The 17,000-nt window shown below is 70.5% G+C and carries 12 protein-coding genes and 1 riboswitch; of the genes, 3 read left to right on the forward strand and 9 right to left on the reverse strand.

Annotation, left to right across the window (positions count from 1 at the left end):
- Positions 1-15: 15 nt before the first annotated feature.
- A complete protein-coding gene (locus tag JG616_RS05760) occupies positions 16-1,581 on the reverse strand; it encodes a M91 family zinc metallopeptidase (RefSeq protein ID WP_199391984.1) in 1,566 nt (521 codons plus the stop codon).
- A 208-nt stretch (positions 1,582-1,789) separates the two neighbouring features.
- Here JG616_RS05760 and ppa point away from each other — a divergent pair, with 208 nt between their 5' ends.
- Positions 1,790-2,323, forward strand: a complete 534-nt coding sequence (ppa, locus tag JG616_RS05765) for an inorganic diphosphatase (RefSeq protein WP_199391985.1) — start codon at positions 1,790-1,792, stop codon at positions 2,321-2,323.
- Here the strand turns inward: ppa and JG616_RS05770 are convergent.
- The 6 genes from JG616_RS05770 to JG616_RS05795 all read right to left on the reverse strand — a co-directional run bounded on the left by JG616_RS05770 (position 2,305) and on the right by JG616_RS05795 (position 10,756).
- Positions 2,305-3,057 carry an ion channel gene (locus JG616_RS05770; protein WP_199391986.1) on the reverse strand — a complete coding sequence of 251 codons (753 nt, stop codon included), beginning with the start codon at positions 3,055-3,057 and terminating at the stop codon, positions 2,305-2,307. The two genes, ppa and JG616_RS05770, sit on opposite strands and share 19 nt — an antisense overlap.
- Before the next feature lie 11 nt (positions 3,058-3,068).
- On the reverse strand, positions 3,069-3,659 hold the full coding sequence (locus tag JG616_RS05775; RefSeq protein WP_199362294.1) for a DUF4136 domain-containing protein: 591 nt from the start codon (positions 3,657-3,659) through the stop codon (positions 3,069-3,071).
- A 108-nt stretch (positions 3,660-3,767) separates the two neighbouring features.
- Positions 3,768-5,687, reverse strand: coding sequence for a phosphomethylpyrimidine synthase ThiC (gene thiC, locus JG616_RS05780; RefSeq protein WP_199391987.1), 1,920 nt, complete (start codon positions 5,685-5,687; stop codon positions 3,768-3,770).
- An 82-nt stretch (positions 5,688-5,769) separates the two neighbouring features.
- Positions 5,770-5,868: riboswitch (TPP riboswitch) on the reverse strand.
- A gap of 162 nt (positions 5,869-6,030) precedes the next feature.
- Positions 6,031-7,086: a 2-oxoacid:ferredoxin oxidoreductase subunit beta gene (locus JG616_RS05785; protein ID WP_199362296.1), complete on the reverse strand. Its 1,056-nt coding sequence runs from the start codon at positions 7,084-7,086 to the stop codon at positions 6,031-6,033.
- Positions 7,083-8,921: a 2-oxoacid:acceptor oxidoreductase subunit alpha gene (locus JG616_RS05790; RefSeq protein ID WP_199391988.1), complete on the reverse strand. Its 1,839-nt coding sequence runs from the start codon at positions 8,919-8,921 to the stop codon at positions 7,083-7,085. The genes JG616_RS05785 and JG616_RS05790 overlap by 4 nt, the downstream gene beginning before the upstream one ends.
- Positions 8,918-10,756 carry an FAD-dependent oxidoreductase gene (locus JG616_RS05795; protein WP_199391989.1) on the reverse strand — a complete coding sequence of 613 codons (1,839 nt, stop codon included), beginning with the start codon at positions 10,754-10,756 and terminating at the stop codon, positions 8,918-8,920. Before JG616_RS05795 ends, JG616_RS05790 begins: the two co-directional genes overlap by 4 nt.
- A 178-nt stretch (positions 10,757-10,934) precedes the next feature.
- On the opposite strand from JG616_RS05795, the gene JG616_RS05800 reads away from it, so the two are divergent.
- Positions 10,935-11,882, forward strand: a complete 948-nt coding sequence (locus tag JG616_RS05800) for a homoserine kinase (protein WP_199391990.1) — start codon at positions 10,935-10,937, stop codon at positions 11,880-11,882.
- 34 nt (positions 11,883-11,916) lie between these two features.
- Here the strand turns inward: JG616_RS05800 and JG616_RS05805 are convergent, their stop codons facing one another.
- The gene (locus JG616_RS05805) at positions 11,917-15,108 is read right to left on the reverse strand and encodes an efflux RND transporter permease subunit (protein WP_199391991.1); all 3,192 of its coding nucleotides are present in this window, start codon (positions 15,106-15,108) and stop codon (positions 11,917-11,919) included.
- Positions 15,105-16,202, reverse strand: a complete 1,098-nt coding sequence (locus tag JG616_RS05810; RefSeq protein ID WP_235972994.1) for an efflux RND transporter periplasmic adaptor subunit — start codon at positions 16,200-16,202, stop codon at positions 15,105-15,107. The genes JG616_RS05805 and JG616_RS05810 overlap by 4 nt, the downstream gene beginning before the upstream one ends.
- Before the next feature lie 85 nt (positions 16,203-16,287).
- Between JG616_RS05810 and JG616_RS05815 the strand changes: the two genes are divergently transcribed.
- On the forward strand, positions 16,288-16,944 hold the full coding sequence (locus tag JG616_RS05815) for a TetR/AcrR family transcriptional regulator (protein ID WP_199362301.1): 657 nt from the start codon (positions 16,288-16,290) through the stop codon (positions 16,942-16,944).
- The last annotated feature ends 56 nt before the right edge of the window (positions 16,945-17,000 follow it).

Here is a 17,000-nt window from a genome sequence, read left to right on the forward strand (position 1 = left end):
GCCGGGCAGCCGGGATCAGAGCGCGTAGCTCGGGCGATCCGGAAGACCCAGCTCCTCGCGCAGGCCGTTCTCGGTCAGGTGGTCGGGATTGGTCGTGGTGGCGGGGGTGGCGGGGTTGCCGTCGAAATCGAAGGGAGCCGCGCTGGTCTCGAGGCCGACGGCCTGTCGTTCGGCATTGGGCACCCGGCCGGAATCCGGGCCTTCGCCGCGGTAGGTCCCGGGCTGGAAGCTGCCGTTCACGCCGTTGTAGGCGTGCGACATCTCGTGGTAGAGCACGACCACGGGTGCGGGGAAGGCGTCCATGTGGAAAGACGGGTTGTAGCTGATGTCGACGTTGCCGCCGGCGCCGGCGCGGCCGTTGCGGATGTCGGCGTCGCCGCTGAAGGTCTGGGCATAGCCGTTCTGCTCGTTGGCCAGTTCCTTGATCGTGACCACGTTGCCCTTCACGTCCGCGGCCCGGTCGAACTCGGCCAGCATCTGCTGGCCCACCGGGGAGGCGCGCAGGAAGTCGAGCTCGGCCTGGATGCGCTGCACGAAGCCTTCCGAGCCCTCGACCCGGATGCTCTGGCCGGCGCTGGCGTCGATCACCACGTTCACCACCGTCGGCCTGGCGTTGGCCGCCGCGTTCACCACGTCGCCGACCTCGGCGTAGACCGTGGCCCTGGTGCCGGCATTCTCGACCGTGTCCTTGCCCGCGCCGGCGTAGACGCGGCTGTCGCCGTTGCCGACCACGATGCGGTCGTTGCCGGTGCCACCGGACAGGATGTCGCTGGTGCCCCCACCCCGGATGAGGTCATCACCGGCACCGGACTCGATGAAGTTGGTGCCGGAGCCCGCGGTGATCGCGTCGTCGCCGTCGCCGCCGTGGATGATGTTCACCCCCGCGCCGCCGGTGATCGCGTCGTTGCCCGTGTTGCCGAAGACATCGTCGCGGCCCGCGCCGGACGCAATCGTGTCGTTGCCCGCTCCGCCGTCGATGCGGTCGTCGCCGGCACCGGTGGTGATGGTGTCGTCGCCATCGCCGCCCTCGACCACGATGTTCACCTTCACGTTCGCGGCCACTTCGATCACGTCGTCGCCCGCACCCGCGCGCAGGGTGAGCTCCTGGCCCTCGCCCAGCCTGACCTCGTAGCTTTCCCCGTTGACGTTGACATCGAGCGTGCCATCGTCGCGCTGTCGGACACCGATGACGTCGTCGCGCGCACCCGTGGTGAGCACCAGCTGGTCGCTGCTGACGTAGCTGCCGTCGGCAACGGTGCGCTCGCGGGCGATCTCCACACCGGTGCCGGAGAACAGCGGATCGACGACGATCGGCTTGCCGTCGGGGGTGCTGCGCTGGCTGCGCTGGCCGGCGTTCTCCGCGGACCCATCGATCCTGCGGCCTTCGCTCGCGTCGTCCTGTCGGCCGATGACGTCGTCGACGCCGCCCGCGGCGGTGGCCGACGGCGCGGAGGCATCGCTGCCGAGCCCGTCCGGTCCGTGGTTGCGGCCCGGCGCCTCGGGGTTGTTCCAGTAGCCGGCGCGCTCCAGCTGGGCGGCGGCGCTGGCGCCGGGGTCGAAGCTCGCGGACTGGATGGTCATGGGGCCGGACTCGCTGTGGATACGGTGGCGTACTGTTTAAGCCGCCGTTCCCGCGTCACCAAGCTGGGGCGTACCCCACCTCGGGTGCGCCCCTGGCCATTCATCGGCCGGCCGCCGGCCTTTGGTGCGTCGCAGCAGCGGGGCGTAGAATGCGTGGTTTCCCAGCGGCACCGATCACCGGCGCCGCCTTCCCACGACTGGAGCACCCATGGGCCTGGACCATGTGAAGACCGGCAAGAACCCGCCGGACGAGATCAACGTCATCATCGAGATCCCGAAGGACGCCGAACCCGTCAAGTACGAGGTCGACAAGGAGTCCGGGGCGATCTTCGTCGATCGCGTGCTCTCCACGCCCATGCGCTACCCCTGCAACTACGGCTACGTGCCGGAGACCGTCTGCGGCGATGGCGATCCGGCCGATGTGATGGTGATCCTGCCGCTGCCCCTGGTGCCGGGCTCGGTGATCCGCTGCCGCCCGGTCGGCGTGCTGAAGATGACCGACGAGGCCGGCAGCGACGAGAAGCTGCTGGCGGTTCCGGAGCCGAAGGTGTTCGCCGGCTATGCGCACATCACCGACATCGGCCAGGTGTCGGGCCACTGGCTGGAGCGCATCGGCCACTTCTTCGAGCACTACAAGGATCTCGAGAAGGGCAAGTGGGTCCAGCTGGAAGGCTGGGGCGACGCCGCCGAAGCCAAGGCCCTGCTGCTCGAGGCGATCGAGCGCTACAAGGCCGGCGGCTGATTCTCCGTGGGCGCGCCGGGCTCACGCCCCGCGCGCCTCCGCTTGCGGGCGCGCCGGCCGCTGCGCTGGCGCACGATGCTCAACGCGATCAGCCGCGACACCACCGCGGCGATATAGCCGACGCCCGCGAACTGCTCCAGCATCACCAGCACGCGCGCATACGGCGCCAGCGGCACCACGTCGCCGTTGCCGGTGCCCGAAAGGGTGGAGAAGCTGAGGGACAGCAGCTCGAGCCAGCGTCGCGGGCGCTCCGGCTCGACCATGCCGGCGAAGCTGCCCGGGTCCAGCGCCTGGCAGACCAGGAAGGCGTAGGCGAAGCCCCAGGCCAGCAGGGTGAACGCCGCGGCCGCCGCGAACAGCTCGTCCACGGTCACCGTGTGGTCCTCGAGCATGTACACGATCAGCGCGCCGGCGGCATAGAAGTACAGCAGCGATTCGAGCACCGCTGACAGCACGACCAGCGCCGGCATCCCGAGTGCAATGGCCGCAACGGCCAGCAGCATTGCCGGCACGGCCAGGGCCCAGGCGACCCCGTTCGCCGCAGGGCTGCGCGACACCACCCACACCGCCAGCGGCACGGCCACAAGCGTGAAGGCGCTGAACAGCACGCGGCTGTCCTGCCCGTCGACCAGCGGGTAGACCAGCAGGCTGGCGAGCTGCACCGCCAGCAGCAGGGCCGACGGATGCCGGGCCGCGATCGCCGGCCAGTGCAGTGGAGTGCGGAGCAGGCTCACGCCTCAGGTGGTCAGTAGGACGTCCCGCCGGCGCGGTGGGGATACTGGGCGAAGATGTCGCGGAAGGTGGCATCGATCGCGGCGTCGCGGGCGGCCGCATCCTGGTTGCGCTTGACCCGGCCAACCGCGATGCCTTCCCACACCAGGGCGTTGCGCTTTGCGTCCACGAGGTCGACGTTCATCGTGCCCTCGGTGTAGCGATGCACCGTGGTGCGGTCGTGCCAGAACGGCACCGCGACGTAGCCCCGGTAGCGATAGCTGTAGTAGTAGGCATAATCGACATCGGGAATCGTGCTGACGTCGGTGCGCTGCTGCATGTAGGCATTGATGTTGAGCCACAGGTCGGGGTCGGTCTCGCTGTAGCGATAGCCGCGCGCCTCCATCTCGGCTCGCGCGGCGGCCTTCATCCGCCCACTGACCAGGCTCGCGTAGCCTTCGCGCTCGATCGCCAGGGGCGAATAGAAGGCGAAGGTGCGATAGGCGCTGAAGTCCGCGCGTGGATCGGAGTCCGAGCTGATGCGCGGGCCGGTGGCGCAGGCCGCGAGCAACGCCAGCAGCAGCGCCGCCAGCAGCCAGCGGAATGGGTGGGGAACACGTGCCATGGCGGATCTCCCTGGTCCTGGTTTGGCGGGACGCTAGCACGCGCCCGCGCGGCAACGCGTGATCCCGACGGGGCCGGCAGACCCGCCCCGTCGACTGTTTTCTTCCGTTCAGCCTGGTCGGTAGAGCTCCGCGCCTTCGGTCCGGAACTGGGCGGCCTTCCCGGCCATGCCTGCCTCCACCGCCGCGACCCTGGCCTCCTCCTGGCCGGCGGCATAGTCGCGCACGTCCTGGGTGATCTTCATGCTGCAGAAGTGCGGCCCGCACATCGAACAGAAGTGGGCGAGCTTGTGCGCGTCCTTCGGCAGGGTCTCGTCGTGGAATTCCTTGGCCTTCTCCGGATCCAGGCCGAGGTGGAACTGGTCTTCCCAGCGGAACTCGAAGCGCGCCTTGGACAGCGCGTTGTCGCGAACCTGCGCGCCCGGGTGTCCCTTGGCCAGGTCGGCGGCGTGGGCGGCGATGCGGTAGGCCATGATCCCGTCGCGCACGTCCTGGCGGTTGGGCAGGCCCAGGTGTTCCTTGGGCGTCACGTAGCAGAGCATCGCGCAGCCGTACCAGCCGATCATCGCCGCGCCGATGGCGCTGGTGATGTGGTCGTAGCCGGGCGCGATGTCGGTGGTCAGCGGGCCGAGGGTGTAGAACGGCGCCTCGCCGCATTCGGCCAGCTGCTTGTCCATGTTCTCCCTGATCAGCTGCATCGGCACGTGGCCGGGGCCTTCGATCATGGTCTGGATGTCGTGCTTCCAGGCGATCTTCGCCAGTTCACCCAGCGTCTCCAGCTCGCCGAACTGGGCCGCGTCGTTGGCGTCGGCGATGCAGCCCGGGCGCAGGCCGTCGCCCAGCGAGAAGGCGACGTCGTAGGCCTTCATGATCTCGCAGATGTCCTCGAAGTGCTCGTACAGGAAGCTCTCGCGGTGGTGCGCCAGGCACCACTTGGCCATGATCGAGCCGCCGCGGCTGACGATGCCGGTGACGCGCTTCGCGGTGAGCGGGACGTAGCGCAGCAGCACGCCGGCGTGGATGGTGAAGTAGTCGACGCCCTGCTCGGCCTGCTCGACCAGCGTGTCGCGGAAGATCTCCCAGGTCAGCTCCTCGGCGCGGCCGTCGACCTTCTCCAGCGCCTGGTAGATCGGCACGGTGCCGATCGGCACCGGCGAGTTGCGGATGATCCACTCGCGGGTCTCGTGGATGTGCTTGCCGGTGGACAGGTCCATCACGTTGTCCGCGCCCCAGCGGATCGCCCAGACCAGCTTCTCCACCTCCTCGGCGATCCCCGACGACACTGCGCTGTTGCCGATGTTGGCGTTGATCTTGGTGAGGAAGTTGCGGCCGATGATCATCGGCTCGCTCTCGGGGTGGTTGATGTTGCAGGGCAGGATGGCGCGGCCGCGGGCGATCTCGTCGCGGACGAACTCCGGTGTGATGCGCTTCGGGATCGATGCGCCGAACGACTGCCCGGGATGCTGGGAAAACAGTGCAGGAGCGGCCATGGCCGCGATGTCCTCCACGGATCGCAGCTGTAGCTGTTCCAACAGGTCAAGGCGCTGGTTCTCGCGGATGGCGACGTATTCCATCTCCGGCGTGACGATCCCGCGCCCGGCGTAGTGCATCTGGGTGACGTTGGCGCCGGCGTTCGCGCGCCGCGGCTGCGGGCGGGCCGGAAACCGGACCGCATCGAGCTTCGGATCGGCTTCGCGCGCGCGGCCGAACTCGGAACCCAGCTCCGCCAGGGCGTGGGTATCGCCACGCTCCTCGATCCAGCGCGCGCGCAGCGCAGGCAGGCCCGCCGACAGGTCAATGCGCGCGCCGGGGTCGGTATAGGCGCCCGAGGTGTCGTAGACCGGAATCGGCGGATTGTCCTCGCCGCCGAACAGGGTCGGGGTCCTGGTCTGCGCGATCTCGCGCATGGCCACGCGCAGGTCGGGACGCGAGCCTTCGACGAAGACCTTGCGTGAACCCGGGATCGGCCGGGTGACGGAATCGGAAAGCTGCTGCGCCTGCTGCAGCAGCTGGGAGGGCACTGCGTTCATCGGCATCGTCCTGTCGGTGGCTGCGGGACGATCCCGCGTGCCGGACGAAGCGAAGGCGCGGCCGCCGCCACCGGGAACGGTGGCCGCTTGCCGCGAAGCTTCCCTACGGCGGTATCAACCGCATCAGGTTCGAAGGGTCTGTCTCAACCGCGCCCATGGCGCGGTACCCCCGCTTCAGCCGGCATTTGACCACGCGGCATGCGTCCGGGCCAATGCCGGCGTACCGAAGTCGCCAACGGCACCGTGCCGCAGCCTCCCCTGTAGGAGCGGCTACAGCCGCGATCCTCCGACACTCCGCAATCGCGGCTGTAGCCGCTCCTACAGAGGCGGGCAGCAGGCCCGGTCAGCGCAGGGCGGCGTTGATCCTGTCCAGGGCCGCCGCGCCCGGCGACAGCTCGGCGGCGCCCAGTGCGTTGAGCGGGGTATCGACGGTGCCGATGTGGCCGTGGAGATCGTCGGCGTCCGGATCCACGAACAGCAGGCCCGTCACCACCTCGCCGCGCGCATTCCCCTGGTGGATCAGATTGAGGGCGGCGATCCGGTCGCGCGGGTCGTAGCCGGCATCGAGCTTGTGCAGGCGCAGCGTGCGGCCGTCGTGCTGGGAGATATCGATGGTGGTGCCGGCCTCCTGCTCCACCTCGATCGCCGTCCGCGACGGCATCACGTCCAGGCGGTTGACGGCCTCATTGTGCTCGCGCACGTAGTCGTAGCTCTTGGTGCTGCCCGCGTGGTTGTTGAACGCCACGCAAGGACTGATCACATCAAGGAAGGCGGCGCCGCGATGCGACAGCGCGCCCTTGATCAGCGGCACCAGCTGCTGCTTGTCGCCGGAGAAGCCGCGGCCGACATAGCTTGCGCCCAGCTGCAGCGCCATCGTCACCAGGTCGATCGGGCTGTCGGCATTGGCGACGCCGCGCTTGGACACCGAACCCTGGTCGGCGGTGGCCGAGAACTGGCCCTTGGTCAGCCCGTACACACCGTTGTTCTCGACGATGTAGGTCATGTCGACGCCGCGCCGGATCGCATGCACGAACTGGCCGATGCCGATGGAGGCCGAGTCGCCATCGCCGGACACGCCGAGGTAGGTGAGCGTGCGGTTGGCGAGGTTGGCACCGGTCAGCACCGAGGGCATGCGCCCGTGCACGGTGTTGAAGCCGTGCGACTGGCCGAGGAAGTAGTCGGGGGTCTTGGAACTGCAGCCGATACCCGACAGCTTGGCGATGCGGTGGGGCTGGATGTCGAGCTCCCAGCAGGCCTGGATGATCGCCGCCGAGATCGAGTCGTGGCCGCAGCCCGCGCACAGCGTGCTGATCTTGCCCTCGTAGTCGCGGCGGGTGAAGCCGATGGCGTTGCAGGGCAGCGTCGGGTGGTGGAGTTTCGGTTTGGCGAGCCAGGTCATGCCACCTTCTCCTGCGTCGCGTGCCTGCGCATATGGGCCTCGATGGCGCCGGTGATGAAGCGCGCGGTGATGGGGGTGCCGTCGTAGTGCAGCACCGCGACCAGGCGCGCGGGATCGGTGCCGAAGGCATCGATCAGCAGCAGGCGCAGCTGCGCGTCGCGGTTCTGCTCGACCACGAACACCTGCGCGTGGGTGTCGATGAAGTTCCGCACCGTGTCCGGGAAGGGATAGGCGCGCACCCGCAGCGTATCCAGCGCGACGCCGGCATCCCGCAGCTGTTCCATGGCCTCTTCCATCGCCGGGCTGGTGGATCCGTAGAAGATCGCGCCGTAGCGGGCGGGCACGTCGGACTGCACCAGTACCGGCTGCGGCACCAGCGTCTTCGCGGTGTCGAACTTCTGCAGCAGGCGCTGCATGTTGTAGACGTAGTCCGGCCCGCGCTCGGAGTACTGCGCCTGCGGGTTGCGCGAAGTGCCGCGGGTGAAGTACGCGCCCTTGTCGGGATGCGTTCCCGGCCAGGTCCGCCAGGGGATGCCGTCGCCGTCGACGTCCTTGTAGCGTGCGAACTCGCGGCCGGAGTCCAGCTGCTCGGCGGTCATCGCCTTGCCGCGGTCATGCACGCGCGCGTCGTCCCACGCGAACGGCGCGCACAGCCGCTGGTTCATGCCGATGTCGAGGTCGCTCATCACGAACACCGGCGTCTGCAGGCGGTCGGCCAGGTCCAGCGCGGCGGCGGCGAAGTCGAAGCATTCGCGCGGGTCTTCGGGGAACAGCAGCACATGCTTGGTATCACCGTGCGATGCATGGGCGCAGGCCAGCACGTCGGACTGCTGGGTGCGGGTGGGCATGCCGGTGGACGGCCCGCCGCGCTGCACGTTGAGGATCGTCACCGGAATCTCGGCGAAGTAGGCCAGGCCGATGAACTCGTTCATCAGCGATACGCCGGGGCCGGAGGTCGTGGTGAAGGCGCGCGCGCCGTTCCAGCCGGCGCCGACCACCATGCCGATCGAAGCGATCTCGTCCTCGGCCTGGATGATGGCGTAGCGGGCGCGGCCCTCGCCGTCGACGCGGTACTTCTGGCAGTACTTCTGGAAGCCCTCGGCCAGCGAGGACGAGGGCGTGATCGGATACCAGGCGCAGACCGTCGCGCCGCCGTACACGCAGCCCAGCGCCGCGGCGTCGTTGCCGTCGACGAAGATCCGGTCGCCGACCGCGTCGGCCGGCTGCACGCGCAGGCCGATCGGATGCGGCAGGTGTTCGCGCACCCAGTCGCGGCCCAGGTGCAGCGCCTCGATGTTCGGCGCCAGAAGCTTCGGCTTGCTGCGGTACTGCTCGCCGATCAGCGCTTCGATGACCGCCGTGTCGATGTCCAGCAGCGCCGACAGCGCGCCCACGTACATGATGTTCTTGAACAGCTGGCGCTGGCGCGGATCGCTGTAGTGCGTGTTGCAGATGTCCGTCAGCGGCACGCCGATGGCGGTGATGTCGTCGCGGAAGCGCGACCGCGGCATGGGCTTGCTGCTGTCGTGGAACAGGTAGCCGCCGGGCTCGATCTCGGCGACGTCGGCGTCCCAGGTCTGCGGGTTCATCGCCACCATCATGTCGACGCCGCCGCGGCGGCCCAGCCAGCCGCGCTCGCTGACCCGCACCTCGTACCAGGTCGGGAGCCCCTGGATGTTCGAGGGGAAGATGTTGCGCGGGCCGACCGGCACGCCCATGCGCAGGATCGCCTTCGCGAACAGTTCGTTGGCCGAAGCCGAGCCCGACCCGTTCACGTTGGCGAACTTGACCACGAAGTCGTTGACCGCCCGCAGCGGCGCGTGCGCAGGCGTCATGCCACGGCCTCCGTGTTCACCGCGGCGCGGTCGCCGCCGGCGTGCGTTTCGCGCAGCAGGAACTGCTGCATGTCCCAGGCGCCGGTCGGGCAGCGCTCGGCGCACAGGCCGCAGTGCAGGCAGACGTCTTCGTCCTTGACCATCACCCGCGCCGTCTTCAGCGGCCCGGACACATACAGCGGCTGGTCGAGGTTGAGCGCCGGCGCGGTCAGGCGCGTGCGCAGTTCGCCCTCCTCGCCGTTGATGGTGAAGGTGATGCAGTCGGTGGGACAGATGTCGACGCAGGCATCGCACTCGATGCACTTGTCATCGGTGAAGACCGTCTGCACGTCGCAGTTGAGGCAGCGCTGGGTCTCCTTCCATGCGGTCGCGGCGTCGAAGCCGAGCTCGACTTCGACATGCATGCTGTCGAGCTTCTTCGCCGCCTCCGACCACGGCACCGCGAAGCGCTCGTCGGGCGAGACCGCGTTGTCGTAGCGCCACTCGTGGATGCCCATCTTCTGCGAGGCCAGGGTGACGCCCGGCGCGGGGCGCTCGTACGGGTCCCCGCCCTGCAGCAGGCGGTCGATCGAGATCGCCGCGGCGTGGCCGTGCGCCACCGCCCAGATGATGTTCTTCGGCCCAAAGGCCGCGTCGCCGCCGAACAGCACCTGCGGCAGCGAGGACTGATGGGTGACCGTGTCGACCACCGGCATGCCCCACTCGTCGAAGTCGATGCCGAGATCGCGCTCGATCCACGGGAAGGCGTTCTCCTGCCCGACGGCGATCAGCACCTCGTCGCAGGGAATCACCTCGTCCGGCTCGCCGGTGGGCACCAGTCGACGGCGGCCACGCTCGTCGTACTCCGCGCGCACGCGCTCGAAACGCATGCCGGTCAGCCGGCCACTGGCGTGTTCGAAGGCCTTGGGCACGCGGTAGTCGAGGATCGGGATGCCCTCGTGCATCGCATCTTCCTTTTCCCAGGGGCTGGCCTTCATTTCGTCGAAGCCCGAACGCACCACCACCGTCACCTCGTCCCCGCCCAGCCGCCGCGCCGAGCGGCAGCAGTCCATCGCGGTGTTGCCGCCGCCCAGCACCAGCACGCGACGGCCGACCCGGGTGACGTGGCCGAAGTAGACGTTGGCCAGCCAGTCGAGGCCGACGCGGATGCTGTCGGCACACTCCTTCCGCCCCGGCAGGTCCAGGTCGCGCCCGCGCGGCGCGCCGCTGCCGACGAAGATCGCGTCGTAACCCTGCCTAAGCAGGTCGCGCATCGAGTCGATGCGCCGGCCACCGACGAATTCCACGCCCATGTCGAGGATGTAACCCGTCTCCTCGTCGATCACCTCTTCCGGCAGGCGGAACCGCGGCACCTGGGTGCGCATGAAGCCGCCCGCCTTCGGGTCCGCCTCGAACACCGTGATGTCGTAGCCCAGCGGCGCGAGATCACGGGCCACCGTGAGTGAAGAGGGCCCGGCGCCGACGCAGGCGATGCGGCGGCCGTTGCGCTGGACCGCGGGCCGGGGCATGCGCCCGCTGACATCACCCTTGTGGTCGGCGGCAACGCGCTTCAGGCGGCAGATCGCCACCGGCTGCGGCTTGTCGCGCATCGACGGCGGACCGTTGTTCTCTTCGACCCGCCCGCGGCGGCAGGCGGGCTCGCAGGGACGGTCGCAGGTGCGGCCGAGGATCCCCGGGAACACGTTGCTCACCCAGTTGACCATGTACGCGTCGGCGAACCGGCCGGCGGCGATCAGGCGGATGTACTCGGGAACCGGCGTGTGCGCGGGACAGGCCCACTGGCAGTCGACGACCTTGTGGAAGGTGTCGGGATCGCGGATATCGGTCGGGTTCACTGCGCCCCCCGTGGCTGGCGGCCGGACGCCCCGGCCGTCGCAAGCGGCCCCAGTCTAGGCGCAAGCGCCGGCGCTGCTTGCGGCGGCGCAGCAACGCCATGGGCGGCGTGGCAATGCCGCGCAGGGCGTCGCTGCACCGACGGCTGCCGGGGAGCACGCCGGATGTGACAATCAGCGCATGACCCTGCACCCGACACAGGCCCGCGCGTTCGCCCCCGCCAGCGTGGGCAACATCGGCGTCGGCTTCGACCTGCTCGGCCACGCGATCGACGGGCCGCGCGACATCGCCACCGTCCGGCTGATCCAGCAACCCCTGGTGCGCGTGGACGCCGTGCGCGGCAGGGTCCGCGGCATCGAAGACATTCCCCTGGAAGCGGCCGCGAACACCGCCGGTCGCGCGCTCATGGCGCTGCGCGAGGCCCTCGGACTCGCCCATGGCTTCGCGATCGAACTCGACAAGGGCATTCCGCTGGGCTCGGGCCTGGGCGGCTCGGCGGCGTCCTGCGTCGCGGCCCTGGTGGCGGCCAACGCCCTGCTCGACGCGCCCCTGTCGCGCGAGGCGCTCTATCCCTTCGCCCTCGAAGGCGAATGGGCCTCGACCCACAGCCGCCAGGGCGACAACGTCGGGCCGATGCTGGTCGGGGGCGTCGCACTGGCCACGCAGACACGGCTGCTGCGACTGGACGTCCCCGAGTGGCTGCATTGCGTGGCCGTGCAGCCCGACCTGGTGCTCGAGACGCGCCGCGCGCGTGCCGTCCTGTCCGAACCCTATCCACTGCCGCAGGTCGTGGCGCATTCCGCACACCTGGCAGTGTTCCTCACCGGCCTTGCGCGCGCCGACGCCGCACTGATCGCCGAAGGCCTGCGCGACATCCTGGTCGAACCCCGGCGCGCACCGCTCATCCCCGGCTTCGCCGCCGTGAAGCAGGCCGCCATGGACCACCGTGCACTCGGCGCCAGCATCTCCGGCGGCGGCCCGACCTGCTTCGCCTGGTTCGAATCCCGCGCCGAAGCCGAGGCCGCAACGCCGGCCATGGTTGCCGGCTTCAACCAGGCCGGCTGCGCGGCGCAGGCCCATGTGTCACCCGTGGCCGGCCCGCGGGCGGAGCTGCTTGGGGCGGATTGAAGCCGGCGAGGGCGGATCGCAGCTGTAGCTGCTCCTACAGGGGGGCGCGGCGGGCAGGAATCGGCTCGTCGCGGCGCACGCGGAACCAGGCGGCGTACAGGGCCGGGACGAACAGCAGCGTCAGCACCGTTGCGACCGTCAGCCCGCCCATGATCGCCACCGCCATCGGGCCGAAGAACACGCTGCGCGACAGCGGGATCATCGCCAGGATCGCCGCCAGCGCGGTCAGCACGATCGGCCGGAAGCGGCGCACGGTGGCGTCGATCACCGCGTCCCAGCGCGCGTGCCCGGCGTCGATGTCCTGCTGGATCTGGTCGACCAGGATGATCGAGTTGCGCATCACCATGCCGGCCAGCGCAATCGTGCCCAGCAGCGCGACGAAACCGAACGGCACGCGGAACACGAGCAGGAACAGCACCGCGCCCACCAGGCCCAACGGCGCGGTGGCCAACACCAGCAGGCTGCGCGGGAAGCTGCGCAGCTGCAGCATCAGCAGGGTCGCCACCGCGAACAGGAACAGCGGCATCCCGGCCTTGATCGAGTCCTGGCCGCGCGCGGAGTCCTCCAGCGTGCCGCCGGTCTCCAGCAGGTAGCCCGCGGGCAGTGCTGCGCGGATGCCTTCCAGCGTCGGCAGGATCTCGGCCACCACGCTAGCCGGCATCGCGTCGCCGCGCACGTCGGCGCGTACGGTGACCGTCGGCAGGCGGTCGCGGTGCCAGATGATCCCGTCCTCGAATGCGTACTCCAGCCGCGCGACCTGCGACAGCGGCACCGGCCGGCCGCCGGCACCGTGCACGACCAGGTCGCCCAGCGTGTCGAGCCCGGAGCGCTCGTCCAGCGAGCCGCGCACCAGCACTTCGATCAGCGCGTCGCCTTCCCGGTAGACCGCCACCGCCTGCCCGGACAGCGAGGCCGAGAGGAAGCGCGCCAGCCCCTGCGAGTCGACGCCCAGCACGCGTGCACGCTCCTGGTCGACCACCAGGCGCACCACCTTGCTCGGCTCGTCCCAGTCCAGGTTGACGTTGGCCACGTGCGGATTCGCGCGCACCTGGTCCGCGACCTGGCGGGCGATGTCCCGGGCGCGGTCGGCGTGCTCGCCGGACACGCGGAACTGCAGCGGATAGCCCACCGGAGGCCCGTTTTCCAACCGCGTCACGCGCAGCTGCAGCTCGGGGAACCGCGGCGCGGCCTTGTCGATCAGCCAGTCGCGCAGCGCCTCGCGGCCTTCGACGTCGCGCGCCAGCACCACGAACTGGGCCAGGTTGGTCTGCGGCAGCTGCTGGTCCAGCGGCAGGTAGAAGCGCGGCGAGCCGGTGCCGATGTAGGCGACGTGGTTGTCGACGTCGGCGCGCCCGGCCAGCAGGGTTTCCAGGCGGCGCGCGGCGGCGTCGGTCGCGCGCAGCGAGGCGCCCTCGGCCAGCTCGAGGTCGACCATCAGCTCGAGCCGCTGCGAATCCGGGAAGAACTGCTGCGGCACGAAGCGGAAGCCCAGGAGCGACAGCACCAGCAGGGCCACGGTCGCGGTGATCACCAGCCAGCGGTGCACCAGGCACCAGCCGAGCAGGCGGCGCAGGCGGCGGTAGAAGGGCCGCTGGTAGGGGTCCTTGTCGTGCGCGTGCGGCTCCCGCGGCCCGAGCGCGAAGGCGTACTGCGGCCAGCGGTCGGCCAGGCGTTCGCGCCAGGCGCGATGGCGCGCGGCCAGCGAACCCGGCTTCGGCGGCGCGCGGCCGGCGAAGTCCGGCAGCATCTTCTCGCCCAGCCAGGGAATGAACAGCACGGCGGCGATCCACGACACCACCAGCGCGATCGTCACCACCTGGAACAGCGAACGCGTGTACTCGCCCACCGACGAGGCCGCGGTCGCGATCGGCAGGAAGCCGGCGGCGGTCACCAGCGTGCCGGTCAGCATCGGCAAGGCGGTATGCGACCAGGCATAGCCGGCGGCGGTGAAGCGGCTGTCGCCCTGCTCCATGCGGATGGCCATCATCTCGACCGCGATGATCGCGTCGTCCACCAGCAGGCCCAGCGCCAGCACCAGCGCACCCAGCGAGACCTTGTGCAGGCCGATGCCGAACGCGTGCATCGCCGCGAAGGTCATCGCCAGCACCAGCGGGATCGAGACCGCCACCACCAGTCCGGTGCGCAGGCCCAGCGAGAAGAAGCAGACCAGCAGCACGATCACCACCGCCTCGGCCAGCACCTTGACGAACTCGCCCACCGATTCGCGCACCGCGGCCGGCTGGTCGGAGACCTTGTGCAGCGCCATGCCCAGCGGCAGCGTCGCCTCCAGGCGCGCGGCCTCGGACGCCAGGGTCTCGCCCAGGGCCAGGATGTCGCCGCCCGCGCGCAGCGCCACGCCGATGCCGATCGCCTCCTCGCCCATGAAGCGCATGCGCGGGGCGGCCGGGTCGGCGTAGCCGCGGGTGACTTCGGCGACGTCGCCCAGGCGCAGCGTCCGGTCGCCGGCGCGCACCGGCAGCGCGCGGATGTCGTCGATCGAGCGGAAGGCGCCGTCCACGCGCAGCTGCACGCGATCGCTGGCGGTCTCGACGAAGCCCGTCGGGGTGACCGCGTTCTGCTGCGCCAGCGCCTGCTGGATCGCGCCCGGCGCGATGCCGAGGTTGGCCAGGCGCACGTTGCTGGCCTCGATGAAGACCTTCTCGTCCTGAAGGCCGATCAGTTCGACCTTGCCCACGTCAGGCTGGCGCTGCAGCTCCAGCTCGATGCGCTCGGCGTAGTCCTTGAGCACGGCATAGTCGAAGCCGTCGCCGGTCAACGCGTAGATGTTGCCGAAAGTGTCGCCGAACTCGTCGTTGAAGAACGGCCCGACCACGTCCGCCGGCAGGGTGGCGCGGATGTCGCCGACCTTCTTGCGCACCTGGTACCAGAGCTCGGGTACGTCGCGCGAAGGCAGCGAATCGGTGGCCATGAAGATCACCTGCGATTCGCCGGGCCGCGAGTACGCGCGCACCATCTGGTAGCGACCGGTTTCCATCACCGCGCGCTCGATGCGGTCGGTGACCTGGCGCGCGACGTCCTCGGCGCTTGCGCCGGGCCACAGCGTGCGCACCACCATCGCCTTGAAGGTGAAGGGCGGATCCTCGGACTGGCCCAGCTGCCGGTACGACCAGGCCCCGACCAGGGCCGCGACCAGCATCACGTAGAGCACCAGCGCGCGATTGCGCAGCGCCCACTCCGACAGGTTGAAGCGCGACGGGGCGCTCATCGCGACGCGGCGACCGGCCGGTTGCGCAGATCCACGGCGCGCACGTCCTGGCCTTCGCGCAGCAGGTGGCCGCCTGCCACGACCACCCAGTCATCGGCGGCCAGGCCTGACGTCACCGGCGCCCGCTCCGCGCCCAACCGCCCGGTTTCGACCCTGGCCGCGCGCACGCGGCCCTGGTCGAACACCCAGACGCTCGCGCTGCCGTCGCGGTCGGCCTGGATCGCGGACAGCGGCACCGACAGGGCGGCACCGGCACCGGTCACATGGACCTTCGCGCTCTGGCCGAGTGCGACGCGGGCGGCGTCGGCCTCTTCCAGCGCGACCCGCGCGGCATAGGTGCGCGCCACCGGATCGGCCGCCGGCGAGATCTCGCGGAAGCGGCCGCGCAGGCGCTCGCCCGGCGCCGACCACAGCTCGACCTCGACCGGCTGGCCGACGCTGAAATCGCCCACGGCCGACTCCGGCAGCGCGATCGCGACTTCGCGACCGTCGTCGCCGGCCAGGGTGAACACCGCCTGCCCGCCCGCGACCACCTGCCCGGCTTCGGCCTGCCGGCTCGCGATCACGCCGTCGGCCGGTGCGCGCAGCTCCGCATGGCTGGCCTGGTTGCCGGCCACCTCGGCCTGCGCGCGCGCCGCGCGCACCTCGCCGTCCGCGGCGCGCCATGCGGCGTCCTGGGCGTCGAGCGCCGAGCGGCTGACCAGCTGGTCGCGCGCCAGGGTCGCGTAGCGCGCGCGATCGGCCGCCGCGCGCGTGAGCTGCGCCTCGGCCGCCGCCAGTCGCGCGCTGGCGGCGCGGGCCTGGGCCTCGAAGTCGGCCGGATCGATCACCGCCAGCAGCTGGCCGCGCGCGACCCGGTCACCCACGTCGACCAGGCGCCGCACCAGTTCGCCGCCGACCCGGAAGCCGAGCGGCGTTTCGGCGCGCGCGCGGATCTCGCCCGGAAAGCTGCGCGCCAGGGCGGACCCCGGCTGCGGCTGCGCCACCAGCACCGCGCGCGGCGGCGGCTCCGGCACCGTGCCGTCGCCGCATGCGGCCAGCACCAGCGCGATCGCACCCGGGACCGCCCAGCGGATCCTTCGCATCCCCGACATCGTCGCTCCTGATCGGTCGTCCGCGGCCTGCCGCGAAGCGCGATGCTATAGTTACAGAACTACACGGTCCAGTATTTGAGTGCCGATGTCCAAGCCCAGCGACAGCCAGGCGGTACAGCGCCCCGCGCCGGGCCGTCCCAAGGATCCCGCCAAGCGCGCGGCGATCCTGGATGCGGCCAAGGCGCTGTTCCTCGAACACGGATTCGAGGGCGTCAGCATGGACCAGATCGCCGCCCGCGCCGGGGTCTCCAAGCTGACCGTCTACAGCCATTTCGGCGACAAGGACGCGTTGTTCATCGATGCGGTCGAGTCCTACTGCGACGACCAGGTCCCGACCACGCTGTTCACGCCGGCGCCGCACCAGCCGCTCCCGGAGCGGCTGGCCGGAATCGCCCGCGCGGTGTACGCGCTCATGGCCTCCCCCGAAGCGGTGTCCGGCTTCCGCCTGATGTGTGCGTCGCTGCGCGCGGATTGCACCCTGGCCGACCGCTTCTGGAGCGCCGGCGCCGGCCACCTGCAGTCGGGCTTCGCCGCGTTGCTGGCGCGGCGCACCGCGGCCGGCGAGCTCGCGGTGGACGATCCTGCGCGCGCGGCGAGCCAGTTCTTCGCCCTGCTCCGCGGCGACCTGCATCCGCGCCTGGTGATGGGCTGCGATGCGCTGGCCGGATTCGATGTCGAGGCCCACATCCAGGCGACCGTCGACACCTTCCTGCGCGCCTACGCCGTTCGCCCGGCGCCTTGACCCGCCGCCGGCCGGCCCGGTGACTTCCGGCACTCAGTGCGCCGCCGGCGCGGCGG

Source organism: Luteimonas sp. MC1895 (assembly GCF_016457215.1).
Classification (GTDB): domain Bacteria; phylum Pseudomonadota; class Gammaproteobacteria; order Xanthomonadales; family Xanthomonadaceae; genus Luteimonas.

Bases quoted from the DNA above. Each gene is read 5' to 3' on its own strand.
- JG616_RS05760 (WP_199391984.1), bottom strand. From the start codon at position 1,581: ATGACCATCCAGTCCGCGAGCTTCGACCCCGGCGCCAGCGCCGCCGCC.
- ppa (WP_199391985.1), top strand. From the start codon at position 1,790: ATGGGCCTGGACCATGTGAAGACCGGCAAGAACCCGCCGGACGAGATC.
- JG616_RS05775 (WP_199362294.1), bottom strand. From the start codon at position 3,659: ATGGCACGTGTTCCCCACCCATTCCGCTGGCTGCTGGCGGCGCTGCTG.
- thiC (WP_199391987.1), bottom strand. From the start codon at position 5,687: ATGAACGCAGTGCCCTCCCAGCTGCTGCAGCAGGCGCAGCAGCTTTCC.
- JG616_RS05785 (WP_199362296.1), bottom strand. From the start codon at position 7,086: ATGACCTGGCTCGCCAAACCGAAACTCCACCACCCGACGCTGCCCTGC.
- JG616_RS05790 (WP_199391988.1), bottom strand. From the start codon at position 8,921: ATGACGCCTGCGCACGCGCCGCTGCGGGCGGTCAACGACTTCGTGGTC.
- JG616_RS05800 (WP_199391990.1), top strand. From the start codon at position 10,935: ATGACCCTGCACCCGACACAGGCCCGCGCGTTCGCCCCCGCCAGCGTG.
- JG616_RS05805 (WP_199391991.1), bottom strand. From the start codon at position 15,108: ATGAGCGCCCCGTCGCGCTTCAACCTGTCGGAGTGGGCGCTGCGCAAT.
- JG616_RS05810 (WP_235972994.1), bottom strand. From the start codon at position 16,202: ATGTCGGGGATGCGAAGGATCCGCTGGGCGGTCCCGGGTGCGATCGCG.
- JG616_RS05815 (WP_199362301.1), top strand. From the start codon at position 16,288: ATGTCCAAGCCCAGCGACAGCCAGGCGGTACAGCGCCCCGCGCCGGGC.